Below are 22968 nucleotides of genomic sequence, written 5' to 3' on the forward strand. Positions count from 1 at the left end.
CCCTCTTTCACTTGAAACCATGAATCGCCCGTACAACTTCTCCGCCGGCCCGGCCGCCATTCCCGCCGAAGTCCTGCAGCAAGCGGCTGCCGAAATGCTGGACTGGCACGGAAGCGGCATGGGCGTCATGGAGATGAGCCACCGCGGCAAGGAGTTCTTGTCGATCTACGAACAGGCCGAAGCCGACCTGCGTGAGTTGCTGGCGGTGCCTTCGCAGTTCAAGATCCTGTTCATGCAGGGTGGCGGTCTGGCTGAGAACGCCATCGTGCCGCTGAACCTCTCGCGCGCAGCGACGGTGGACATGGTCGTCACCGGCAGCTGGAGTCAGAAGTCGGTGAAGGAAGCCCGCAAATATGCAGCGGAAGTGCACTTGGCCGCATCTGGCGAGCCCAGCCAATTCACGACGCTGCCCGAGCCAGCCAGCTGGGAGCTGAGCCGCGGCGCGAGCTACCTGCACCTGTGCAGCAACGAGACCATCCACGGCATTGAATTCCACGAACTGCCCGACCTGAAGGCGCTGGGCAGCGATGCGCCCCTGGTCATCGATTTTTCCTCCCACGTGGCATCGCGCGCCGTGGATTGGTCGCGCGTGGGCCTGGCGTTCGGTGGAGCGCAGAAGAACCTGGGCCCCGCCGGCCTCACGCTGGTGGTGGTGCGGGAGGATCTGCTGGGCCACGCCCTGCCCGCCTGCCCCAGCGCTTTCGACTACAAGATCGTGGCGGACAACCAGTCCATGTTCAACACCCCGCCCACCTGGGGCATCTACGTGGCCGGCCTGACGTTCCAGTGGCTCAAGCGCCAACGCGAGGGCGAACTGACGGGCATTGCGGCGCTGGAGCAGCGGAACATCGCAAAGGCCCGGCTGCTGTACGACACCATCGACCAGTCGCAGTTCTATGTGAACAAGGTGTCGGAGAACGCCCGGTCCCGCATGAACATTCCGTTCTTCCTGCGCGACGAATCGCGCAACGATGCCTTCCTGGCAGGCGCCAAGGAACGCGGCCTGCTGCAGCTCAAGGGGCACAAATCGGTGGGCGGCATGCGCGCCAGCCTGTACAACGCCATGCCCCTGTCGGGCGTCGAGGCCCTGGTGGCCTACATGCGAGAATTTGAGCGCAAACACGCCTGAAGCCCTGACAGTCCAGAGAAAACGCCCCCACACCTTTCATGACCATCCCGCAAGCCTCTCCGGACCTCGCCAGCCTGCGCGTCCAAATCGACAACATCGACCAGCAGTTGCTCACGCTGCTGAACCAGCGCGCCCTGGTCGCCGAACGGGTGGGCGAGATCAAGAAGCGCGAAGGCACGCCCTTCTTCCGTCCCGACCGGGTGGCCCAGGTCATCGAGAAGATCCAGACCGCCAATCCCGGCCCATTGAAGGGGCCGCATGTCGCAGCCATCTGGCGCGAGATCATGTCCGCCTGCCTGGCACTCGAGTCCCCGCAGCGGGTGGCCGTGCTCGGCCCGGCCGGCACCTTCTGCGAGCAGGCGGCCGTGGAGTTCTTCGGGGGCGCGGCCGACCTCATGTACTGCGCCAATTTCGACGAAGTGTTCCACGCCACGGCGGCGGGCAGCGCGCAGTACGGCGTGGTCGGCGTGGAAAATTCGGTCGAGGGCGTGGTGACCCGGTCGCTCGATCTGTTCCTGCACACGCCTTGCCACGTGGTCGGCGAAGTGAGCCTGCTGGTGCGCCACAACCTGATGCGGCAGTCCGATTCGCTCGAAGGCATCGAAGCGGTGCTGGCACACCCGCAGGCGCTGGCGCAATGCCAGGGATGGCTCTCCAAGCACCTGCCCCACGCGGAACGCCGCCCAGTGTCCAGCAATGCGGAAGGGGCCCGGCTGGCCGCCACCAATCCGGCGTGGGCGGGCATTGCGAGCGAACGTGCCGCCACGCAATTCGGCCTGCACTTGGTCGCGCATGCCATTCAGGACGATGCCTACAACCGCACCCGGTTCGCCATCATCTGCCTGCCGCACACGCTGCAGACGCCACCGCCGTCCAGCAAGGACTGCACCAGCCTGGTCATCTCGGTGCCCAACCGTCCCGGCGCGGTCCACGATCTGCTGGTGCCGCTCAAGACCCACGGCGTGTCGATGACCCGATTCGAATCCCGGCCGGCCCGCACGGGCCAGTGGGAGTATTACTTCTACATCGACCTCGACGGCCACCCGTCCCTGCCCCATGTGGCACGGGCCCTCGAAGAACTGCGTGCGCTGTGCGCGTTCTACAAGGTGCTGGGCACCTACCCGGTCGCGCCATGAGCGGGCCCGCCATGTTTGAACAGCTGGGGTTGATCGGCTGCGGCCTGATGGGAGGGTCGTTCGCCCTGGCCATGAAAAAGGCCGGCCTCGTCAAGCGCGTGGTCGGGTACAGCAAGTCGCCGTCCACCACCGACCGCGCCCGCCAGATGGGCGTGATCGATGTCGAGGCACCGTCCGCCTTGCTCGCCGTGGCGGGCGCCGACATCGTGCTCGTGGCCGTCCCCGTGGCCGCGACCGAGGCCACACTCAAGGCCATCAAGCACCTCGTCACACCGCAGATGCTGATCATGGACGTGGGCTCGACCAAGGCCGATGTGGTGCAGGCCGCACGCCGCGCCCTCCGCGACCAGGTCGGCTCCTTCGTTCCGGCCCACCCGATCACCGGGCGCGAAGTGTCCGGCGTGGAATACGCGGAAGCCGAGCTGTACAGCGGGCGCCAGGTCATCCTCACGCCGACCGAGCGCACCTTGACCGCCCATCTGCAAAAGGCCGAAGAAGTGTGGCGCACGCTGGGTTGCCGGGTGCAAAGCATGTCGCCCGAATCGCATGACGCCGCCTTCGCGTCCGTGAGCCACCTGCCGCACCTGCTGGCCTTCGCCATGATGAACAGCATCACGGCGCAAGACCATGGCGACCTGTTCCTGTCCCTGGCAGGACCGGGCTTTCGCGATTTCACCCGCATCGCGGCCAGCGACCCCAAGGTGTGGCGCGACATTCTGCTGTCCAACCGCGAAGAGCTGCTGGCGCAGTCGCAGCTCTTCCAGCAGGCGTTGCAACAGTTGGAGCAGACCATGCAGCAGGGCAACTCCCAGGCACTGGAAGACCTGATCACCCTGGCCAGCGAAACCCGCGCGCACTGGCGCATGGGCGCGCAGCGCACACCCACCCCCAATTCCTGATGTTCAGCACCGAGTTTCTCGACCTCCCGCCCCTGGCCACGGCGGGTGGCGCCATCCAGCTTCCGGGCTCCAAAAGCATTTCCAACCGTGTTTTGCTGCTGGCGGCACTGAGCGAAGGCACCACCGAAATCCACGACCTGCTGGCATCCGATGACACCCGGGTCATGCTCGATGCGCTGCGTCAACTGGGTTGCACGGTGGACGAACAAGGCGCCAGCGTGCGCATCACGGGGCTGGGTACACAACCCGCCAACGCCCCGGCCGCCCTCTTCCTGGGCAATGCCGGCACGGCGATGCGCCCGCTGACGGCCGCGCTGGCACTGCTGGGCGGCGAGTTCGAGTTGTCCGGCGTGCCGCGCATGCACGAACGGCCCATCGGTGACCTTGTGGATGCGCTGCGCCAGCTCGGCTGCCGCATTGACTACCTGGGCAACGAAGGGTTTCCGCCCCTGCGCATCGCACACGCCCAAGGCGTGCCGCCGCTATCGCTGTCCAGGCCCATTCCCGTGCGCGGGGACGTGTCGAGCCAGTTCCTCACCGCCCTGCTGATGGCCCTGCCGCTGGTCGCGGTCCAGCAAGACGTGGTGATCGAGGTGGTGGGCGAGCTGATTTCCCGGCCCTACATCCACATCACGCTGCAGTTGCTGTCGCGGTTCGGCATCGATGTGCAGCATGACCAGTGGCAGCGGTTCACCATCCCGGCCGGCAGCCGATACCGTTCGCCCGGGAGCATCCACGTCGAGGCCGACGCGTCTTCGGCCAGCTATTTCATTGCGCTGGGCGCCATCGCCGGCGTTGCCGAGCAGGACGACGGCGTGCAGATCCTGGGCGTGGGGCAAGACTCCATCCAGGGGGATATCCGCTTCATCGAGGCCGCGCAGGCCATGGGCGCACAGGTCACGGGCGGGCCCAACTGGCTGAAGATCCGCCGCGGCGCATGGCCGCTCAAGGCCATCGACCTGGACTGCAACCACATTCCCGACGCCGCCATGACGCTGGCCGTCATGGCCCTCTATGCCGAAGGCACGACCACGCTGCGCAACATCGCCAGCTGGCGCGTCAAGGAAACCGACCGCCTGACCGCCATGGCGACCGAGCTGCGCAAACTCGGCGCCACGGTGGAAGAAGGCGCGGCCTTCCTGCGCGTCACGCCCCCGGCTGCGCCTGCCGGCTGGCGGGCCGGCAGCATCCACACCTACGATGACCACCGCGTGGCCATGTGCTTTTCACTGGCGGCCTTCAATCCGGCGGCGCTGCCCGTTCGCATCCAAGACCCCAAGTGCGTGGCCAAGACGTTTCCGGATTATTTCGAGGCGCTGTTTTCCGTCACGCACACCCCCACGGAACGCATTCCGGTGATCTGCATCGACGGCCCGACCGCATCCGGCAAGGGCACCGTGGCTGCCGCCGTGGCGCAGCGGCTGGGCTACCGGTTTCTGGACTCGGGCGCCATGTACCGCATCGCGGCGTTGGCGGCCTTGCGGGCGGGCCTGCAGATCGATGCGGCGCACGAGCCGCGCATTGCGACGCTCGCACGCGGACTGCCCGTGCGTTTCGAAGGCGGGCGGATCTGGCTCGGCGCCGACGATGTGACCGATACCATCCGCACCGAAGAAGCGGGCATGAATGCGTCGCGCGTCTCCGCACTGCCCGCCGTACGGGAGGCCCTGGTGGCCCTGCAGCACAGCTTCCGGCGGCTTCCGGGGCTGGTGGCGGACGGGCGCGACATGGGCACCGTGATATTTCCCCAGGCGGCATTAAAGGTCTACTTGACCGCCAGCGCGGCATGCCGGGCCGAACGCCGGCATAAACAGTTGATTTCAAAGGGGATTTCGGCTAGCATCGCAGACCTTCGCGCCGATTTGGAGGCGCGCGACGCCCGAGACAGTTCCCGCAGCGTTGCGCCCTTGAAGCCGGCGCAGGATGCCCTGGTTCTGGACAACTCTTCGCTCACGGTCGATGCGGCTGTCGAGCAAGTACTTGCCTGGTGGCAGGAACGACAGCCCTTCGCCACCTAGGCACGGGGTTGCAACCCGAGGCTCACGCCCCGGACAGGCCCGCCCGGCCCCACAGGCACCCAGTGCCCAGACCGTGCGGTTCTCCAACCTAACCGCGGTTTTGCCGCAAAAAACCTCCGCAGGCAGCTCTAAAAACGATGGCGATGGTGCTGTCGGAACCCTGTTTGCGGCTTTAGGAAATACATGTCTGAATCTTTTGCCGCCCTTTTCGAAGAGTCCTTGACACGCACCGAAATGCGTCCGGGCGAAGTGATCACCGCCGAAGTCGTGCGCGTGGAACACAACTTCGTCGTGGTGAACGCCGGCCTCAAGTCCGAAGCCTACGTGCCCCTGGAAGAGTTCAAGAACGATAAGGGCGAAGTCGAAGTCCAGGTGGGCGATTTCGTCTCCGTGGCCATCGGCTCGATCGAAAACGGTTACGGCGACACCATCCTGTCGCGTGACACCGCCAAGCGCCTGGCCTCCTGGCTGGCGCTGGAAAAGGCCCTGGAATCCGGCGAATTCGTCACCGGCACGACCAGCGGCAAGGTCAAGGGTGGCCTCACGGTGCTGGTCAACGGCATCCGCGCCTTCCTGCCAGGTTCGCTGATCGACACGCGTCCGATCAAGGACCTGACGCCTTACGAAAACAAGACCCTGGAATTCAAGGTCATCAAGCTCGACCGCAAGCGCAACAACGTGGTGCTGTCGCGCCGCGCGGTGGTGGAAGCCTCCATGGGCGAAGAGCGCGCCAAGCTGATGGAAACCCTCAAGGAAGGCTCCATCGTCCAGGGCGTGGTCAAGAACATCACCGAATACGGTGCGTTCGTGGACCTGGGCGGCATCGACGGCCTGCTGCACATCACCGACATGGCATGGCGCCGCGTTCGCCATCCTTCGGAAGTGGTCACGGCCGGTCAGGAAATCACGGCCAAGATCCTCAAGTTCGACACCGAAAAGAACCGCGTGTCCCTGGGCCTCAAGCAAATGGGCGACGATCCATGGATGGGCGTTTCGCGCCGCTATCCTTCGGGCACCCGCCTGTTCGGCAAGGTCACGAACATTGCCGACTACGGCGCATTCGTGGAACTGGAACCCGGCATCGAAGGCCTGGTGCACGTCTCCGAAATGGACTGGACCAACAAGAACATCGCTCCTTCCAAGCTCGTGTCGCTGGGTGACGAAGTCGAAGTCATGGTCCTCGAGATCGACGAAGACAAGCGCCGCATCAGCCTGGGCATGAAGCAGTGCAAGGCCAACCCATGGCAAGAGTTCGCACAGAACACCAAGCGCGGCGACCGCGTCAAGGGCCCGATCAAGTCGATCACCGACTTCGGCGTGTTCGTGGGCCTGGCTGCCGGCATCGACGGTCTGGTGCACCTGTCCGACCTGTCGTGGAACGAAACCGGCGAAGCCGCCGTTCGCAACTACAAGAAGGGCCAGGAAGTCGAAGCGATCGTGCTGGCCGTGGATGTGGACCGCGAACGCATCTCGCTGGGCATCAAGCAGCTCGACGGCGACCCATTCACCACCTTCGTGACGGTGAACGACAAGGGCCAGACGGTGACCGGCAAGGTCAAGACCGTGGACGCCCGTGGCGCTGAAATCGACCTCGGCGAAGACATCATCGGTTACCTGCGCGCTTCGGAAATCTCCCGCGACCGCGTGGAAGATGCCCGCAATGTGCTCAAGGAAGGCGACGAAGTCACGGCCGTGGTGGTGAACGTGGATCGCAAGACCCGCAACATCCAGCTGTCGATCAAGCAAAAGGACATGGCCGACGAGCAAGGCGCCATGGCCAACCTGAGCCAGCAATCGAGCCGCGAAAGCGCCGGCACGACCAGCCTGGGCGCCCTGCTGCGCGCCAAGCTGGACAACTCGGACAAGTAATCCGAGAGTCAGGCAACGACCGCTTCGGCGGTTGTGAATGGCGGGCGCCTCGTGCGCCCGCTTCTTTTTGTTCTGTTTCCCAGGTTGCAAAGACTAGGATTCCATGACCCGATCAGACCTCGTTGAAGAACTGGCGGCACGGTTCAGCCAGCTCACCCAGCGCGATGCCGAATACGCCGTCAAGACCATTCTGGACGCCGTGGGCGACGCATTGGTGCGCGGCCACCGCATCGAGATCCGGGGTTTCGGCAGCTTTTCGGTCAACCGCCGCCCGCCCCGCATGGGCCGCAATCCCCGCAGCGGCGAAGCCGTGGCGATCCCGGAAAAGCGAGTGCCCCACTTCAAGCCCGGCAAGGCCCTGCGCGAAGCCGTAGACCAGCGCACGGTCGAAATGGGCATCGTCGATGCACCGGCGCAAAAACATCAAAATTGATAGCTACCTGCGCTTGGCTGTCAAGCGCCAGGAGCCCGTGGCACGGGTATCGGCGCAGATGGCAGACGCGCCACGGCGTGCCCGTAGAATGCCCCCACACCACCGGGGAGACGCATGAAATACCTCCTGTGGCTGCTCAAGGCAGCCATTTTTTTTACCCTGTTCGCTTTTGCACTGAACAACCAGCAAGACGCCACCGTGCACTTCTTTTTCGGCACGCACTGGAGCGCCCCCCTGGTGCTCGTCGTGCTGACGGCCTTCGCGGCCGGGGTCGTCGTGGGCGTGCTGGGCATGGTGCCCCGCTGGTGGAAGCACCGCAGCGCCGCCCGGCGCGCACAGGCCGCGTTGCCGGCTGAAGCCCCGGCCCCCGCACCGGTCGCGGCCCCAGCCGTGCCGGACCTGCAACAACAACCGCCCTCCATCCATGGAATTTGATTTCAGCTGGCTGCTGCTGGGTCTGCCGCTGGCGTTCGTGCTGGGGTGGTTCGCCTCCCGCTTCGACCTGAGGCAACTGCGCGAGGAGAACCGCCGCGCGCCCAAGGCCTATTTCAAAGGCCTGAACTTCCTGCTCAACGAGCAGCAGGACCAGGCGATCGATGCGTTCATCGAGGCGGTGCAGAACGATCCGGACACGTCCGAATTGCATTTCGCGCTGGGCAACCTCTTTCGCCGCCGGGGCGAGTACAACCGCGCGGTCCGCGTGCACGAGCACTTGCTGTCGCGCGGCGACCTGAGCCGCACCGACCGCGACCGGGCACAGCATGCGCTGGCCCTGGACTTCCTCAAGGCCGGCCTGCTCGACCGCGCCGAGGATGCCCTGCGGCGACTGGAGAACACGCCGTTCGAGAGCCAGTCGCGCCTGGCCCTGCTCGCCATCTACGAACGCTCGCGCGACTGGCCGCAGGCGGCGGCCATCGCCCGCAAGATGCACGGATCGCACCAGGGCGACTTCAGCACGCGGCAGGCCCACTACCTGTGCGAACAGGCCATCGCACGGGCCGCGCAAGGCGACCAGGAAGCCGCGCAGGCGCAGTTCGAAGAGGCCGTGGCCGCCGCGCCCCACGCCCCCCGCCCGCGCATCGAACTGGCCCGCCTGCACCACCGCTGCGGCCGGCCGGAACAGGCGTTTTCCACGCTGCTGGAACTGTCGCGCGAATCGCCCGGCGCCCTGCCCCTGGCCGCCCCGTTGCTGGTCGAAGTGGGCGCAGCCACCCAGCGCGCCGAGGAAACCTACCAGTTGCTGCTGGGCCATTACGAGCGGGCGCCGTCGCTGGACATGCTGGAGGCCATCGTGTCGATGGACGCCGCCTCGGGCGACGCGTCACGGCCCGGGCCGCAGTGGTACGTGCGCCATCTGGACAAAGAGCCCTCGCTGGTGGCGGCCGCGAAGTGGCTGGCGCAGGAAACACTGGAGCACGAGCAGTTCCATCCCCAGGTGCAAAAGGCGCTGGACCAGGCGACCAAGCCGCTCACCCGCTACCGCTGCGCGGCCTGCGGCTTCGAGGCACGACAGCATTTTTGGCAGTGCCCCGGCTGCCAGACCTGGGACAGCTACCCCGCCCGGCGGGTGGAAGAGCTATGAGGCTGAGGGGTACCAAGACCCTGCTGATCGCCATGGCCTTGGCCGCAGCCGCTCACTGCGCCGCCGCCGTGGCGGCAGTGGAGGTCAACACGGCGTCCGTCGCCGACCTCGACGGGGTCAAAGGCATCGGCCCGGCGCTGTCGGCCAGGATTCTCCAAGCGCGCGAGAAAGGTCCGTTCCAGAACTGGCCGGACCTCGTCGGCCGCGTCCCGGGCATGGGCAAGGCCTCCGCCGCGCGCCTGTCCAGCGAAGGCCTCACGGTGAACGGTGCCTCGCTCGGCGGCGCGCCGGCCGCAGCCGTCCCATCGCCGCCCATGGCGGGCGCATCGCGTTAGACACCCAACGGATTGCAAGCCCGCAGCACGCCCAATCTCCGGGCTCTGCTAGGGTATTCATAGCATGTCCGGCAAGGCATGCCCGTAGAATCGTCCGGGCATGCCCCTGATCCTCCTCGTCCTCCTCCCCTTCATCGGCAGCCTGCTGGCGGCGGTGCTGCCGTCGAACGCGCGCAACACCGAATCCACGCTCGCCGGTGCGATCGCGCTGTTCTGTGCGGTGCAGGCCGCGCTGTACTTTCCGGAGATCGCCGCGGGCGGGGTGCTGCGCCAGGAAATCCCCTGGCTGCCCGCGCTGGGGCTGAACCTGGTGATCCGCATGGACGGATTCGCCTGGATGTTCTGCATGCTGATCCTGGGCATCGGCTCGCTGGTGGTGCTGTATGCGCGCTACTACATGTCGCCGGCCGATCCGGTGCCGCGCTTCTTCTCGTTCTTCCTGGCGTTCATGGGGGCGATGGCCGGCGTGGTGCTGTCGGGCAACATCATCCAGCTGGCCTTCTTCTGGGAACTCACCAGCCTGTTCTCCTTCCTGCTGATCGGCTACTGGTACCACCGCCAGGACGCGCGCCGGGGCGCTCGCATGGCGCTCACGGTGACAGGCACGGGCGGGCTGTGCATGCTGGCCGGCATGCTGGTGATCGGGCACATCGTGGGCAGCTACGACCTCGACCATGTGCTGGCCGCCGGCGAGCAGATCCGCAACCACCCGTGGTACCTGACGGCCCTGGTGCTGGTGCTGCTGGGTGCGCTGACCAAGAGCGCGCAGTTTCCCTTCCACTTCTGGCTGCCCAACGCCATGGCCGCGCCGACGCCCGTGTCGGCCTACCTGCACTCGGCCACGATGGTCAAGGCGGGCGTCTTCCTGCTGGCGCGCATGTGGCCCGTGATGGGCGGCACCGAGCCCTGGTTCTGGCTGGTGGGCGGCGCGGGCGTGTGCACGCTGCTGGTGGGCGGCTATGCGGCCATGTTCCAGAACGACCTCAAGGGGCTGCTGGCGTATTCCACGATCTCGCACCTGGGCCTGATCACGCTGCTGCTGGGGCTCAACAGCCCACTGGCGGCGGTGGCAGCGGTGTTCCACATCATGAACCACGCCACCTTCAAGGCCTCGCTCTTCATGGCGGCAGGCATCGTGGACCATGAAAGCGGCACGCGCGACATCCGGCGCCTGTCCGGGCTGCGCACCATGATGCCGGTGACGGCCACCCTGGCGATGGTGGCCAGCGCCTCCATGGCGGGCGTGCCGCTGCTCAACGGCTTTCTGTCCAAGGAAATGTTCTTCGCCGAGACGGTGTTCCTCGACGCCTCGCCGCTGGTGGCGACCGTGCTGCCCGTCGCCGCCACGCTGGCCGGCGTGTTCAGCGTGGCCTATTCGCTGCGGTTCATCGTGGACGTGTTCTGGGGCCCGCGCGCGCAAGACCTGCCGCGCCAGCCGCACGAGCCGCCGCACTGGATGCGCGTGCCGGTGGAACTGCTGGTGCTGGCCTGCCTGGTGGTCGGCATCTTTCCCGCGTGGTCGGTGGGCCAATATCTGGACGCGGCGGCGCGGCCGGTGGTCGGCGGCCCATTACCCGAGTTCAGCCTGGCCATCTGGCACGGTTTCAATACCCCCTTCGTGATGAGCCTGGTCGCCCTGGGCGGCGGCACCGCGCTGTACCTTCTGCTGCGCCGCCAGCGTGCCGCCGGCAAGGTGGATGCGCCCCCGCTCATCTACCGCGTGAGCGGACGGCGCCTGTTCGAGATCGCCCTCACCTGGCTCACGCTGTGCGGGCACAACGGCCGGCGGCTGATGGCCACGCCGCGGCTGCAGTGGCAGATGCTGTGGCTGGTGCTGGCGGCCCTGGCCGGCGCGGCCCTGCCGCTGTGGACGCAGGGACTGCAGCTCGGCGACCGCGGCACCCTGCCCCTGTCGCCGGCCTTCGTCGTGCTGTGGACGCTGGGCTCGATCTGCGCGGTGGCCGCCGCTTGGCAGGCCAAGTACCACCGGCTGGCGGCGCTGACGCTCATGGGCGGCGCGGGCCTGTGCACCTGCATCACCTTTTTGTGGTTCTCGGCGCCCGACCTGGCGCTCACGCAGATCGTGGTGGAGATCGTCACCACCGTGCTCGTGCTGCTGGGCTTGCGCTGGCTGCCCCGGCGCGACGAGCGGCTGCGCGGCGTGGACACCACCCACCCGGGCATCGTGCGCGCGCGCCGGCTGCGCGACATGGCGGTGGCGCTGGCCGCCGGCGGCGGCATGGCCTGGCTGGCCTTCACCATGATGAGCCGGCCGTTCCCCGAGAGCACCTCCACCTTCTTCCTGGAGCGCGCGCAGACCGAGGGCGGCGGCACCAACGTGGTCAACGTGATGCTGGTGGACTTCCGCGGCTTCGACACCTTCGGCGAGATCGTGGTGCTGGGCATCGTCGCCCTGACGGTGTATGCGCTGCTGCGCCGCTTCCGCCCCGCGCGCGAGACCATGGACCTGCCCGAGCAGCAGCGCAACATGCCGGCCGATCTGCAGACCGACCTGCTCAATCCGCGCAATGCGACCGACACCGCCATCGGCTACCTGATGGTGCCCGCCGTGCTGGTGCGGCTGCTGCTGCCGTTCACGGCCCTGGTGTCGTTCTACATGTTCATGCGCGGCCACAACGAGCCGGGCGGCGGCTTTGTGGCCGGGCTGGTGCTGTCCGTGGGGCTGCTGCTGCAATACATCATCTCGGGCACGCACTGGGTCGAGGCGCATCTGCCGCTGTACCCGCGCCGCTGGATCGGCATGGGGTTGCTGTTCGCCCTGGGCACCGGACTGGGCGCCATCGCGCTGGGCTACCCGTTCCTGACCAGCCACACCGCGCACCTGCAGCTGCCAGTGATCGGCGAGATCCACATCGCCAGCGCGCTGTTCTTCGACATCGGCGTGTTCACCCTGGTCGTCGGCTCGACGCTGCTGATCCTCACCGCCATTGCCCACCAATCGGTGCGCGGCCACCGCTACCACGCGCGCCTGGCCGAGGAGCGCGAGGCCGAGCTGGCGGCCAGCCCCGACACCACCGCCCCCGAAGGAGGAGCCCGCTGATGGAAATCGTTCTCGCCATTGCCATCGGCGTGCTCACCGGCTCCGGCGTGTGGCTGCTGCTGCGCCCACGGACCTTCCAGGTCATCATGGGCCTGGCCCTGCTGTCGTATGCCGTCAACCTGTTCATCTTCAGCATGGGCCGCCTGGGCTTGGCCATCAACAAGGAGCCCGTGCTGGTGGAAGGTGTTCCCAAGGACCTGCTGCACTATGCCGACCCCATGCCGCAGGCGCTGGTGCTGACCGCCATCGTGATCGGCTTCGCCATGACGGCGCTGTTCCTCGTGGTGCTGCTGGCATCGCGCGGCATGTCGGGCACCGACCATGTGGACGGCACGCGCTCGCACGACGTGCAGGAGATGCCGTGACCCCGGCCCTCGCGCACGCCCTTTCCGCATGGATGCCGCACCTGATGCTGGTGCCCATCGTGCTGCCGCTGCTCACCGCCGCGCTGATGCTGCTGCTGCGCGAAGAGCGCCAGCGGCTCAAGCTGGGCCTGAACATCGCATCCACGTTCCTCGGCCTGCTGGTGGCCACGGCGCTGCTGCTGTGGACGGCCCAGGCCACCGTGCCCACCACCATGGGCGTGTACCTGCCGGGCAACTGGCCCGCGCCGTTCGGCATCGTGCTGGCGCTGGACCGGCTCTCGGCCATGATGCTGGCGCTGACCAGTGCCATCGCGATGTGCTCCATCGTCTTCGCGGCCGCGCGCTGGCACCGCGCCGGGGTGCACTACCACCCGCTGTTCCAGTTCCAGCTGATGGGGCTGGCGGGCGCGTTCCTCACCGCCGACCTGTTCAACCTGTTCGTGTTCTTCGAGATCATGCTGGCCGCCTCCTACGGGCTGCTGCTGCACGGCTCGGGCCGCACGCGCGTGCAGGCCGGGCTGCACTACATCGCGATCAACCTGGCTGCGTCGTCGCTGTTCCTCATCGGCGTGTCGATGCTGTACGGCATCACCGGCACGCTGAACATGGCCGATCTGGCGCAGAGCATTCCCAAGGTGGCGGCGGCGGACCGCGGCCTGCTTCACGCGGCGGCCGCCATCCTGGCCACGGCCTTCCTCATCAAGGCCGCGATGTGGCCGCTCAACTTCTGGCTGGTGCCGGCCTACAGCGCCGCCACCGCGCCGGCCGGCGCGCTGTTCGCGCTGATGACCAAGGTGGGCGTGTACACCATCCTGCGGCTGTGGACGCTCATGTTCAGCAGCGAGGCCGGCGCCTCCGCGCTGTTCGGCAGCCTGTGGCTGATCGGCGGCGGCATGATCACCATGGCCTTCGGCGGCATCGGCATGCTGGGCTCGCAGCGGCTCACGCACCTGGCGGGCTACGCGGCCATTCTTTCGTCCGGCACGCTGCTGGCGGCGGCCGGTTTCGGGCAGAACGTGCTGACCGCCGGGCTGCTGTACTACCTGCCCAGCTCCACGCTGGCGATCAGCGCGATGTTCCTGCTCGGCGACCTGATCGACCGCTGGCGCAACGACGGCGCCACGCTCGCGCCGCACGAGCGGCACGACGACGCGCCCTTTCTCACGGCCGAGCTGGTGCCCGCCGCGGGCCTGAACCTCGACGAGGACGAGACCGTGCTGATCGGCCGGGTCATTCCCGCCGCCGCCGCCTTCCTGGGCCTGGCCTACCTGCTGTGCACGCTGGTGATCGCCGGGCTGCCGCCGCTGTCGGGCTTCGTGGGCAAGTTCGCCATGCTGACGGCGCTGCTGAACCCGCTGGGCCTGGGTTCGTCGTCCGGCTACCAGCCCGGCACGCCGGGATGGGTGCTGCTGGCGCTGATGATCGTCACCGGCCTGTTCGCGCTGATCGCCCTCACCCGCACCGGCATCCGCTATTTCTGGACCACGCACGACCGCCGCCCGCCCCAGCTGCGCGTGCTGGAAGGCCTGCCGATCGCGCTGCTGCTGGCCGGGTGCATCGGCCTCACGCTGTACGCCGGCGCGGTGATGCGGTTCACGCAGGCCACCGCCAACGCGCTGCACACCCCGTCCAGCTACATCCGCGCGGTGATGTCGGCGCGGCCCGTGCCCGGGCCGGTCACGCCGGCGCAGCCGCCCGCGAAGGAGACGCCATGAAGCGCCTGTTCCCGGCCCCGCTGCTGTCCGTGGCGCTGTTCGTGATGTGGCTCATGCTCAACCGCTCGGTGAGCGCCGGGCAGCTCGTGCTGGCGGCGTGCGTGGCCATCGCCATCCCGGTACTCACGCGTGGCCTGCGGCCCCTGCCGGTGCGCATCCGCCGGCCCGGCACCGTGCTGCGGCTGGTGGCGTCCGTCATCGCCGACAGCGTGGTGTCCAACCTGCGACTGCTGCGCTTTCTGGCGACGCCATCGGGCCACCGGCCGCACCCGCCGGGCTTCGTGCAGATTCCACTGGAGATGCGCGACCCGAACGCCCTGGCGGTGCTGGCGATGATCGTGTGCATCACCCCCGGCACGTCGTGGGCCGAACTCTCGCTGGACCGTTCGGTGCTGATGCTGCACGTGCTGGAGCTGGACGACAAGCAGGCCGCCATCGATCACGTCAAAACGCGCTACGAGCGCCCCCTGATGGAGATTTTCGAATCATGACCAACGGTTCCATCCTGTCCATCGCGCTGCCGGTCGCCGTCTTCCTGCTGGTGCTGGCGATGTCCTGCGCCCTGGTGCGCATGCTCAAGGGCCCGTCGGCGCAGGACCGGGTGCTGGCCCTGGACTGCATGTACCTGAACGGCATGCTGTGCATGCTGGTGCTGGGCATCTACTACGGCAGCACGAACTACTTCGAGGCAGCGATGCTGATCGCGCTGCTGGGCTTTGCCAGCTCCACGGCGATGGCCAAGTTCCTGCTGCGCGGCGAGGTGATCGAATGACCGCCACCACCCTGCCCCTGTGGGCCGAGATCGCCATCGCGGCCCTGGTGCTGGCCGGGTGCGGGATCGCCCTGCTGGGATCGCTCGGACTGCTGCGCCTGCCGACCTACTTCGAGCGGGTGCACGCGCCGTCCGTGATCGCCACGCTCGGGTGCTGGTGCATCGTGCTGGCCACGCTGCTGTACTTTTCGGTCCAGGGCGCCGGGCTGGCGCTGCACGCGCTGCTCATCGGCCTGTTCGTGGCGGTCACCGTGCCGGTGACCAACATTTTCCTGATGCGCGCCGCCCTGTTCCGCGCGCGCCGGGCCGGCCAGAACGTGCCGCCCAGCCTGAGCCGCTTGCACGAGAGCACCGACCGCGACTCCTGAGGCGAGCGTCGGCGCATCTTCTCGGCGCTTTTCTCGATGTGTTTCTCGGCGCCTTCTTCGACGCATTTGCTACCAAATTTATAGCAATATGCCATAGAAGAATATGCCGCTACGGCCTGTTTGACCACATGCCGAACGGTCCGTACCGGACGAGCGGCATCGGTGGCTGGACACAGCCGAACGCTACCAATTCAATAGCATGATGCCCTAGTGGAATATGCGCTGGCGGCCTTTTCCGCTCGAATCAAGAACCCGCCCCGCCGAAGCCGCCGCCCCCCGGCGTGTGCACCTCGAACACATCGCCCGGCTCCATCTGCGCCTGGCCGATGTGCTCCAGCACCTCCACCCGGCCGTCCGCACGCACCACCCGGTTGATGCCCGGCTGCCCCGGCTGGCCGCCCGCCATGCCGAAGGCGCCGTGGCGGCGTCCGTTCGACAGGATGCCGGCCGTCATGGGTTCGAGAAACCGCACCCGGCGCACGCCGCCGTTGCCGCCCTTCCAGCGCCCTGCTCCACCCGAATCGGCGCGGATGGCATAGCTCTCCAGCCGCACCGGAAAGCGGAACTCCAGGATCTCCGGATCGGTCAGGCGCGAGTTGGTCATGTGCGTCTGCACCACGTTCGTGCCGTCGAAACCGTCCACGCAGTCCCCGTCGTCGCCGAACACCCCACCGGCGCCGCTGCCGCCCGAGATGGTCTCGTAGTACTGGTGGCGGTCGTTGCCGAAGGTGAAATTGTTCATCGTGCACTGGCTGCCCGCCGACACGCCCAACGCGCCCAGCAGCGCATTGGTGATGCAGGTGGAGGTTTCCACGTTGCCCGCCACCACGGACGCCGGCGGCAGGGGGTTGAGCATGGAGCCGGGCGGGATGATGACCTGCAGCGGCTTGAGGCAGCCGGCGTTCAGCGGAATGTCGTCGTCCACCAGCGAGCGGAACACGTACAGCACCGCGGCCATGCACACTGCCGTGGGCGCGTTGAAGTTGTTCGCCTGCTGCGCCGAGGTGCCGGTGAAGTCGATCACCGCGCTGCGGGCGGCGGCGTCCACGCGCACCGCGACCTGGATCTGCGCGCCGTTGTCCAGCGGCAGGGTGAAGGCGCCGTCCTGGAGCCGGGCGGCCAGGCGGGTGATGGCCCGGCGCACCGACTCCTCGGCGTTGTCCTGCACATGGCCCATATAGGCCTGCACCACGGGCAGGCCGAACTGCTGCACCATGCGGCGCAACTCCTGCACGCCCTTTTCGTTGGCGGCGATCTGCGCCTTCAGGTCGGCCAGGTTCTGCTGCGGGTTGCGGCTGGGGTATTCGCCGCTTTGCAGCAGGGCCACCATTTCGGCCTCACGCAGCACGCCGCGCTCCACCAGCTTGACGTTGTCGATCTGCACGCCCTCTTCCTCGATGCGCGTGGAAAACGGCGGCATCGAGCCGGGGGTGGTGCCGCCCACGTCGGCATGGTGGCCGCGGCTTCCGACGTAGAACGTGGGTTCGGCCTCTTCGGCCAGGTACACGGGCGTGATGACGGTGATGTCCGGCAGGTGCGTGCCGCCGTGGTAGGGGTCGTTCAGCACGTACACGTCGCCCGGCTGCATGCGCCCGGCATTGCGGTGGGATGACCGCTTTGATGCTCTCGCCCATCGAGCCCAGGTGCACCGGCATGTGCGGCGCGTTGGCGATCAGGTGGCCCTGGGCGTCGAACAGCGCGCAGCTGAAGTCGAGGCGCTCCTTGATGTTCACCGAGTGCGCGGTGTTCTGCAGCTGCAGGCCCATCTGTTCGGCGATGTTCATGAAGAGGTTGTTGAACACCTCCAGCAGCACCGGGTCCACCGTGGTGCCCAGCGCATGCCGCACGCTGCGCGCGATGGTGCGGTCGATCACCAGGTGGTCGAGGGCCGTCAGCGCGGCCTGCCAGCCCGGCTCCACCACGGTGGTGGCGTTCTTTTCGGCAATGATGGCCGGGCCGGCGATCACGTCGCCGGGGCGCAGGTCCTCGCGCACCACCAAGGCCGCGTCGTGCCACGCGGGCACGCCGTCCACGCCCACGGTGTACATGCGCACGGTGCCACGGCGCGGCGCCTCGCGCGGCGGGTGCAGGGCCTGCATCGGTTCGACCGGCGCGTCGCCGGCCACCACCGCCTCGACCGAGACCGCCTCCACGATCAGCGCCCGGCCCCGCATGAGAAAGGCGAAGCGCTGGCGGTAGGCGGCCTCGAACCCCGCCGTGATGGCCGCCACCTCCGGCACCTCGCCGACGGGCACGACCAGCGCCGCATCCGAGCCCTCGTACCGCACATGCACCCGGCGGCGCACCGACACCGGCGCACCGCCTTGCTGCTGCTGTGCCATCTCGGCCCGGGCCGCCTGGGCCAGCGCATCCAGCGTGTGGGCGATGCCGCCCAGGGCCTCGGACGACAGGCGCGCCTCCACCGCCTGCTCGCGGATCAGGTTCTGGTCGGCCAGGCCCATGCCGTAGGCCGACAGCACGCCGGCCAGCGGGTGCACGAACACGCGCTGCATGCCCAGCGCATCGGCCACCAGGCAGGCATGCTGCCCGCCCGCGCCGCCGAAGCACTGCAGGGTGTAGCGCGTGACGTCGTAGCCCCGTGCGACCGAGATCTTCTTGATGGCATTGGCCATCTGCTGCACCGCGATCTGGATGAAGCCGTGCGCCACGTCGTGCGCGGGACGGCCGGCCTGCGCCCCAAGGTCGTCGAAGCGGGCCTGCACCACGCCCGCATCGAGCGGCTCGTCGCCGCCGTGGCCGAACACGTGCGGAAAGTGCGCGGGCTGGATCTTGCCCACCATCACGTTGGCATCGGTCACGGCCAGCGGCCCGCCCCGGCGGTAGCTGGCCGGCCCCGGGTTGGCGCCCGCGCTCTGTGGGCCCACGCGAAAGCGCGCACCGTCGTATTCCAGCAGCGAGCCGCCGCCGGCGGCCACGGTGTGGATGCTCATCATCGGCGCGCGCATGCGCACGCCCGCCACCTGGGTTTCGAATTCGCGCTCGAACTCGCCCGCGTAGTGGCTCACGTCGGTGGAGGTGCCGCCCATGTCGAAGCCGATCACGCGCACCGAATCGCCTGGGCCTGGGCCTGCGGCCCCGCCGGCCCCGCGCGCCTGGCCCGCGAAGGCCAGTTCCGCCGTGCGCGCCATCCCCACGATCCCGCCGGCCGGGCCGGAGAGGATCGCGTCCTTGCCCTGGAAACGGTGCGCATCGGTGAGCCCGCCCGACGACTGCATGAAGTACAGCGGCACGCCCGGCATCTCGGCCGCCACCTGCTCCACGTAGCGGCGCAGGATGGGCGACAGGTAGGCATCGACCACCGTGGTGTCGCCCCGGCTCACGAACTTCATCAGCGGGCTGGTGCCGTGCGAGGTGCTCACCTGCGTGAAGCCCGCCTCGCGCGCGAGCCGCGCCGCCGCCTGCTCGTGCGCGGTGTAGCGGTAGCCGTGCATGAACACGATGGCCACGCTGCGCAGGCCCGCGTCGTGGGCGGCCCACAGGCGCTCGCGCAGGTGGGCCTCGTCCAGCGCCTGCTCGACCTCGCCATGGGCACCCACGCGCTCCTGCGCCTCGATCACGCGGCTGTACAGCAGCTCGGGCAGCACGATGCGGCGGTCGAACAGGCGGGGGCGGTTCTGGTAGGCGATGCGCAGCGCATCGCGAAAGCCCCGCGTGGTCACCAGCAGCGTGGGCTCGCCCTTGCGCTCCAGCAGCGCGTTGGTGGCCACGGTGGTGCCCATCTTCACGCACTCCACCTGCGTGGGCGACACGGGCGCGCCGGGCGCCAGGCCCAGCAGATGGCGGATGCCGGCCACCGCGGCATCGCGATAGTGCCCGGGGTTTTCGGACAGCAGCTTGTGCGTGACCAGGGTGCCGTCGGGCCTGCGGCCCACCACGTCGGTGAAGGTGCCGCCACGGTCCACCCAGAACTGCCACAGTTGTGTTGCCATGTCGATGTTTTCCTCAGCCTGTTACGAATGAAATGTTTGGACAACATTGACGCAGGCATCACCTGCGAGCCAGGAGAACATCCACGATTTGCCGACCTTTTTCGATGATATCTTCGGCCCGCGGCACGACGCTGCGGCCCGCTTGCATTCATTGCGTGGGCGATTTTCGGCGCCCCGCCCCCTCAACGAACCGGCCCATTCCAACGAGTGCGGCAGCCACCTATCCCCTTCATCCACCAGACATGCCAGAACAAATCGACTATGCCTTCCTGAGCGCCCTGGAGGGCGGCTCGCTGACCACCGGCTACGTGCCGGCGGCCAACGTGAGCAAGAGCGGCGTGACCATCGCAACCGGGTTCGACCTGGGCCAGCGCTCCGAAAGCGATCTGAAGAACCTGGGCCTGGCCAGCGGCCTGGTCACCAAGCTCAAACCCTACCTCGGCACCAAGGGCACCGACGCCAAGACGCTGATCGAGAAGACCCCGCTGACGATCACCGCCGCCGAGGCCGAATCCATCGACAAGGCCACCAAGGCCAGCCACATCGCCAGCGTGAAGCTGAAGTACGACTCGGCCACGGCCGCCAAGAAGAACTTCATCGACCTGCCGGCGGAAGCGCAGACAGTCATCGCGTCGGTCTCGTTCCAGTACGGCGTCAACCTGGATGCCGCCACGCCGAAGTTCTGGAAGGCCGTCACCGAACAGGACTGGACCGAAGCGGTCAAGCTGCTCAAGAACTTCGGGGACGTGTACCCCACCCGCCGCGGCAAGGAAGCCGCCCTGCTGGAGAAAGTCAAATGAAACAATGGATCGCCCTGGCCACCGCCGTGATGGTCTCCGGTGCCCTGCATGCAACCAATGCCACGCCTGCCGCCGACCACGCGGTCGGCGTGGTGCATGTCACCAACCCGGAACTGCTTTCGGCGCTGCAGAACCTCAAGGCGTCGCTCACGGCGGAGCGCACGCCGCTCGCGTTCGACAACGGCGCGTGGGCCAAGAACTGCCTCGAATATTCGGACCTGCTGTCGAAGAGCCAACCGGTCGAGTCGACCCGCAACTTCGAGATCCGCAGCGAATACCGGCTGTGCGACAGCATCCGCGTGATCGCCGGCAAGCCCTTCGTCGCGCAGAAGGCCGCCGCCTCCGGCAAGCAGGGCAAAACCCTGTACGAAAAACTGGACCTGCGGTCGTTCCCCTCGTCGCTGCGCAATCGCGCCGATGGCAAGAAGCACACGCTCCAGACGCTGCTGCCCGGCACGCCACAGTCCGAAGGCAGCGCCGTCCAGGTGGAAACCCCGGAGCAGTTCTTCCGCCTGGAGGTCGTGGGCACCATCGACCACGGCAAGGGCCGCCAGCCCGAATGGATCGTCTGGGTGACGGACGAGCTCAAGAACGGCACCTACCGCGGGTACAGCAACATCGTCGTGCATCCGCCCCGTGCGGCGTCCGGCCTGTACACCGCGGCGGCTTCGCCCCGATGACAATGGGCGGTCCTTTCCTTTAGCCCCATCGCCGGGGCACCGCAGGTACCGAATCGCATGGCCTCTTTCGCCCCCCACCGTCCCTTGCTGGACCAGACCTTTCCCCGCACCCTGTCCGCCTGGGTGGAGCGTTTCGGCCAACCCGCATTTCGCGGCGCCCGCATCGAAGGCTGGCTGTTCGAGGGCGTGGCCGCGCGGCGCGCGGCCGAGCAGCGCCTCGCGGCGGTAGGCGTGGTGGCGCGCTTTCGCAGTGCCTACAAGCCGCTGGTGCACTACTTTCTGGAAGAGGTCGATGCCGCCCAACTGGCCGCCGCCACGGTGCGCTACCCGGTGCCAGCCACGGGCTCGCCCGGGCGTTTTCTGCTGGAGGCCTATCCGCTGGCCGACCTGCTGGCCGGGTGCGACCTGCGGTTCGAACCCGGGGCCGACGACCTGCACTATGGCGTGGCGCTGCGCTTTCGCGATGGCCGCGAAACGGCCGATCGGGTCTTCGCACCCAACCGGGTGCACGAAGACCCCACCGGCCCGGACCCGCTGCTGTCGCCCACGGGCTGGCTGCGCGTGGACGCGTCCGGCGCGCCGGGCGGCAACCTGGATGCGGCCGAATCCACCGACTTCGAAGACCTCTTCGCGCACGCCATGCACACGCTGCGGGAGCACGCCTGGCCCGCGCAGGAGCCCTACTTCGAACGGCTGGACATCCGCGTTGACCTGCCGGGCTTCGAGCAGCCGCTGTCCACGCCGCACGAATGCATGAGCCTGCACGAGGCCTTGCACGAAGACCTGTATTTTTCGCTGCTCGAGTTCTTTCAGCAGCACTCCGGCCGCCCGGCGGGCGACCGCCGGCTGCAGCCCGGGCAGATCGTGCCCGACATCCGCCAACACGACGGCCCGCCGCGCCTGCGCATCGTGCTGCGCGCCTTCGACGTGGCCGCACAGGACGCCGGCGCCTGGGCGGACACCACGGCCGGGCAGGCCCTGGACGACATGGGCCAGGCCCCGCCGCCCGAGCGCATCGCGCAAGCCATGGAGCAACTGGGCGGCCAGCGCTTTTCTGCCCGCAGCCGCCAGGGGCGCGAGGTGCTGGGTCTGTACCGCACCGGCACCGACGCCCCGGTCCTGCTGAGCGGCGGCCAGCACGCCAACGAAACCTCCGGCGTCGTGGGGGCCCTGCGCGCGGCCGAGGCGCTGCATGCGCGGCCCGGCGCGCACTTCGCCCTCATCGCGCTGGAGAACCCCGACGGCTATGCGCTGCACCGCGAACTGGGCGCGCACCACCCCCACCACATGCAGCATGCCGCGCGCTACAGCGCGCTGGGCGACGACATCGAATACCGCGAGACCGCGCCGCTGTACGAACGCGAAGCCCGCGAACAGGCCCTGGCCCTTTCCGGCGCGCAATTGCACATCAACCTGCACGGCTACCCCGCGCACGAGTGGACCCGGCCGCTGTCCGGCTATGTGCCGCGCGGCTTCGGCCTGTGGACGGTACCCAAGGGGTTCTTTCTGATCCTGCGCCACCACCCGGGCTGGCAGGCCGAAGGCCGCGCGCTGCTGGAGCGGGTGGCCGCCGCGCTGCAGGCCGTTCCCGGTCTGCCCGAGTACAACGCCCGCCAGATGGCGCTGTACGAACGCCACGCGGGCGCATTGCCGTTCGAGGTGATCCATGGCACGGCCTGCACGCAGTCCGAGAACCCGCGCGGTGCGCCCGTCACGCTCATCACCGAGTTCCCCGACGAGACGGTGTCGGGCGATGCCTTCCGCTTCGCGCACGGCGTGCAAAAGGCCGCCGTGCTGGCCGCGGTGGACGCGTGGCAGGCCATTCTTTCCGCACGCGGCTGACCGGCAGGACGGCC

18 protein-coding genes and 1 pseudogene are annotated in these 22968 nt (G+C 67.9%); 18 read left to right on the forward strand and 1 reads right to left on the reverse strand.

Annotated features, from left to right (window positions below):
- The first annotated feature begins 19 nt into the window (after nucleotides 1–19).
- The 15 genes from serC to mnhG all read left to right on the forward strand — a co-directional run bounded on the left by serC (nucleotide 20) and on the right by mnhG (nucleotide 15682).
- Complete coding sequence (gene serC, locus AVAK2825_RS16990; RefSeq protein WP_284401034.1) at nucleotides 20–1129, forward strand: 3-phosphoserine/phosphohydroxythreonine transaminase; 1110 nt, start codon at nucleotides 20–22, stop codon at nucleotides 1127–1129.
- A gap of 38 nt (nucleotides 1130–1167) precedes the next feature.
- Nucleotides 1168–2265: a prephenate dehydratase gene (pheA, locus tag AVAK2825_RS16995; protein ID WP_272547924.1), complete on the forward strand. Its 1098-nt coding sequence runs from the start codon at nucleotides 1168–1170 to the stop codon at nucleotides 2263–2265.
- Between the two features lie 11 nt (nucleotides 2266–2276).
- Complete coding sequence (locus tag AVAK2825_RS17000) at nucleotides 2277–3164, forward strand: prephenate dehydrogenase (RefSeq protein WP_284401035.1); 888 nt, start codon at nucleotides 2277–2279, stop codon at nucleotides 3162–3164.
- Nucleotides 3164–5182 carry a bifunctional 3-phosphoshikimate 1-carboxyvinyltransferase/cytidylate kinase gene (locus tag AVAK2825_RS17005; RefSeq protein WP_284401036.1) on the forward strand — a complete coding sequence of 673 codons (2019 nt, stop codon included), beginning with the start codon at nucleotides 3164–3166 and terminating at the stop codon, nucleotides 5180–5182. The genes AVAK2825_RS17000 and AVAK2825_RS17005 overlap by 1 nt, the downstream gene beginning before the upstream one ends.
- A 183-nt stretch (nucleotides 5183–5365) precedes the next feature.
- Nucleotides 5366–7051: a 30S ribosomal protein S1 gene (gene rpsA / locus AVAK2825_RS17010; protein ID WP_092739611.1), complete on the forward strand. Its 1686-nt coding sequence runs from the start codon at nucleotides 5366–5368 to the stop codon at nucleotides 7049–7051.
- A gap of 103 nt (nucleotides 7052–7154) precedes the next feature.
- Nucleotides 7155–7484: an integration host factor subunit beta gene (locus AVAK2825_RS17015; protein ID WP_284401037.1), complete on the forward strand. Its 330-nt coding sequence runs from the start codon at nucleotides 7155–7157 to the stop codon at nucleotides 7482–7484.
- A 114-nt stretch (nucleotides 7485–7598) separates the two neighbouring features.
- Nucleotides 7599–7919: a LapA family protein gene (locus AVAK2825_RS17020; protein ID WP_272568882.1), complete on the forward strand. Its 321-nt coding sequence runs from the start codon at nucleotides 7599–7601 to the stop codon at nucleotides 7917–7919.
- Nucleotides 7909–9066, forward strand: a complete 1158-nt coding sequence (gene lapB, locus AVAK2825_RS17025) for a lipopolysaccharide assembly protein LapB (RefSeq protein ID WP_284401038.1) — start codon at nucleotides 7909–7911, stop codon at nucleotides 9064–9066. Before AVAK2825_RS17020 ends, lapB begins: the two co-directional genes overlap by 11 nt.
- Nucleotides 9063–9401, forward strand: coding sequence for a ComEA family DNA-binding protein (locus AVAK2825_RS17030; RefSeq protein ID WP_284401039.1), 339 nt, complete (start codon nucleotides 9063–9065; stop codon nucleotides 9399–9401). The genes lapB and AVAK2825_RS17030 overlap by 4 nt, the downstream gene beginning before the upstream one ends.
- A 100-nt stretch (nucleotides 9402–9501) precedes the next feature.
- Complete coding sequence (locus AVAK2825_RS17035) at nucleotides 9502–12462, forward strand: monovalent cation/H+ antiporter subunit A (protein ID WP_284401040.1); 2961 nt, start codon at nucleotides 9502–9504, stop codon at nucleotides 12460–12462.
- Nucleotides 12462–12827 (forward strand): Na+/H+ antiporter subunit C, encoded by a 366-nt coding sequence (locus tag AVAK2825_RS17040; protein ID WP_272568874.1) that lies wholly within the window; start codon nucleotides 12462–12464, stop codon nucleotides 12825–12827. The genes AVAK2825_RS17035 and AVAK2825_RS17040 overlap by 1 nt, the downstream gene beginning before the upstream one ends.
- A gap of 32 nt (nucleotides 12828–12859) precedes the next feature.
- Entirely contained in the window at nucleotides 12860–14542 is a 1683-nt protein-coding gene (locus AVAK2825_RS17045; protein WP_284401122.1) for a monovalent cation/H+ antiporter subunit D, read from the forward strand.
- Nucleotides 14539–15033, forward strand: coding sequence for a Na+/H+ antiporter subunit E (locus tag AVAK2825_RS17050; protein ID WP_284401041.1), 495 nt, complete (start codon nucleotides 14539–14541; stop codon nucleotides 15031–15033). Before AVAK2825_RS17045 ends, AVAK2825_RS17050 begins: the two co-directional genes overlap by 4 nt.
- A complete protein-coding gene (locus tag AVAK2825_RS17055; protein WP_272568870.1) occupies nucleotides 15030–15314 on the forward strand; it encodes a K+/H+ antiporter subunit F in 285 nt (94 codons plus the stop codon). The genes AVAK2825_RS17050 and AVAK2825_RS17055 overlap by 4 nt, the downstream gene beginning before the upstream one ends.
- Nucleotides 15311–15682 (forward strand): monovalent cation/H(+) antiporter subunit G, encoded by a 372-nt coding sequence (gene mnhG, locus AVAK2825_RS17060; RefSeq protein ID WP_284401042.1) that lies wholly within the window; start codon nucleotides 15311–15313, stop codon nucleotides 15680–15682. Before AVAK2825_RS17055 ends, mnhG begins: the two co-directional genes overlap by 4 nt.
- A gap of 244 nt (nucleotides 15683–15926) precedes the next feature.
- On the opposite strand, the pseudogene AVAK2825_RS17065 reads toward mnhG, so the two are convergent.
- A pseudogene (locus tag AVAK2825_RS17065) lies at nucleotides 15927–19632 on the reverse strand (hydantoinase B/oxoprolinase family protein).
- Between the two features lie 242 nt (nucleotides 19633–19874).
- Here AVAK2825_RS17065 and AVAK2825_RS17070 point away from each other — a divergent pair.
- From AVAK2825_RS17070 to AVAK2825_RS17080, 3 genes are read left to right on the forward strand one after another with little or no spacing between them, the layout of a single operon-like run.
- On the forward strand, nucleotides 19875–20432 hold the full coding sequence (locus tag AVAK2825_RS17070) for a pesticin C-terminus-like muramidase (protein WP_272568865.1): 558 nt from the start codon (nucleotides 19875–19877) through the stop codon (nucleotides 20430–20432).
- Nucleotides 20429–21112, forward strand: coding sequence for a hypothetical protein (locus AVAK2825_RS17075; protein WP_284401043.1), 684 nt, complete (start codon nucleotides 20429–20431; stop codon nucleotides 21110–21112). The genes AVAK2825_RS17070 and AVAK2825_RS17075 overlap by 4 nt, the downstream gene beginning before the upstream one ends.
- A 57-nt stretch (nucleotides 21113–21169) precedes the next feature.
- Nucleotides 21170–22954, forward strand: a complete 1785-nt coding sequence (locus AVAK2825_RS17080; RefSeq protein WP_284401044.1) for a M14 family metallopeptidase — start codon at nucleotides 21170–21172, stop codon at nucleotides 22952–22954.
- The last annotated feature ends 14 nt before the right edge of the window (nucleotides 22955–22968 follow it).

Source organism: Acidovorax sp. SUPP2825 (assembly GCF_030158995.1).
Lineage (GTDB): Bacteria > Pseudomonadota > Gammaproteobacteria > Burkholderiales > Burkholderiaceae_C > Paracidovorax.

Coding starts and splice junctions, on each gene's coding strand:
- serC (WP_284401034.1), top strand. CDS start 20: ATGAATCGCCCGTACAACTTCTCCGCCGGCCCGGCCGCCATTCCCGCC.
- pheA (WP_272547924.1), top strand. CDS start 1,168: ATGACCATCCCGCAAGCCTCTCCGGACCTCGCCAGCCTGCGCGTCCAA.
- AVAK2825_RS17000 (WP_284401035.1), top strand. CDS start 2,277: ATGTTTGAACAGCTGGGGTTGATCGGCTGCGGCCTGATGGGAGGGTCG.
- AVAK2825_RS17005 (WP_284401036.1), top strand. CDS start 3,164: ATGTTCAGCACCGAGTTTCTCGACCTCCCGCCCCTGGCCACGGCGGGT.
- rpsA (WP_092739611.1), top strand. CDS start 5,366: ATGTCTGAATCTTTTGCCGCCCTTTTCGAAGAGTCCTTGACACGCACC.
- AVAK2825_RS17015 (WP_284401037.1), top strand. CDS start 7,155: ATGACCCGATCAGACCTCGTTGAAGAACTGGCGGCACGGTTCAGCCAG.
- AVAK2825_RS17020 (WP_272568882.1), top strand. CDS start 7,599: ATGAAATACCTCCTGTGGCTGCTCAAGGCAGCCATTTTTTTTACCCTG.
- lapB (WP_284401038.1), top strand. CDS start 7,909: ATGGAATTTGATTTCAGCTGGCTGCTGCTGGGTCTGCCGCTGGCGTTC.
- AVAK2825_RS17030 (WP_284401039.1), top strand. CDS start 9,063: ATGAGGCTGAGGGGTACCAAGACCCTGCTGATCGCCATGGCCTTGGCC.
- AVAK2825_RS17035 (WP_284401040.1), top strand. CDS start 9,502: ATGCCCCTGATCCTCCTCGTCCTCCTCCCCTTCATCGGCAGCCTGCTG.
- AVAK2825_RS17040 (WP_272568874.1), top strand. CDS start 12,462: ATGGAAATCGTTCTCGCCATTGCCATCGGCGTGCTCACCGGCTCCGGC.
- AVAK2825_RS17045 (WP_284401122.1), top strand. CDS start 12,860: ATGCCGCACCTGATGCTGGTGCCCATCGTGCTGCCGCTGCTCACCGCC.
- AVAK2825_RS17050 (WP_284401041.1), top strand. CDS start 14,539: ATGAAGCGCCTGTTCCCGGCCCCGCTGCTGTCCGTGGCGCTGTTCGTG.
- AVAK2825_RS17055 (WP_272568870.1), top strand. CDS start 15,030: ATGACCAACGGTTCCATCCTGTCCATCGCGCTGCCGGTCGCCGTCTTC.
- mnhG (WP_284401042.1), top strand. CDS start 15,311: ATGACCGCCACCACCCTGCCCCTGTGGGCCGAGATCGCCATCGCGGCC.
- AVAK2825_RS17070 (WP_272568865.1), top strand. CDS start 19,875: ATGCCAGAACAAATCGACTATGCCTTCCTGAGCGCCCTGGAGGGCGGC.
- AVAK2825_RS17075 (WP_284401043.1), top strand. CDS start 20,429: ATGAAACAATGGATCGCCCTGGCCACCGCCGTGATGGTCTCCGGTGCC.
- AVAK2825_RS17080 (WP_284401044.1), top strand. CDS start 21,170: ATGGCCTCTTTCGCCCCCCACCGTCCCTTGCTGGACCAGACCTTTCCC.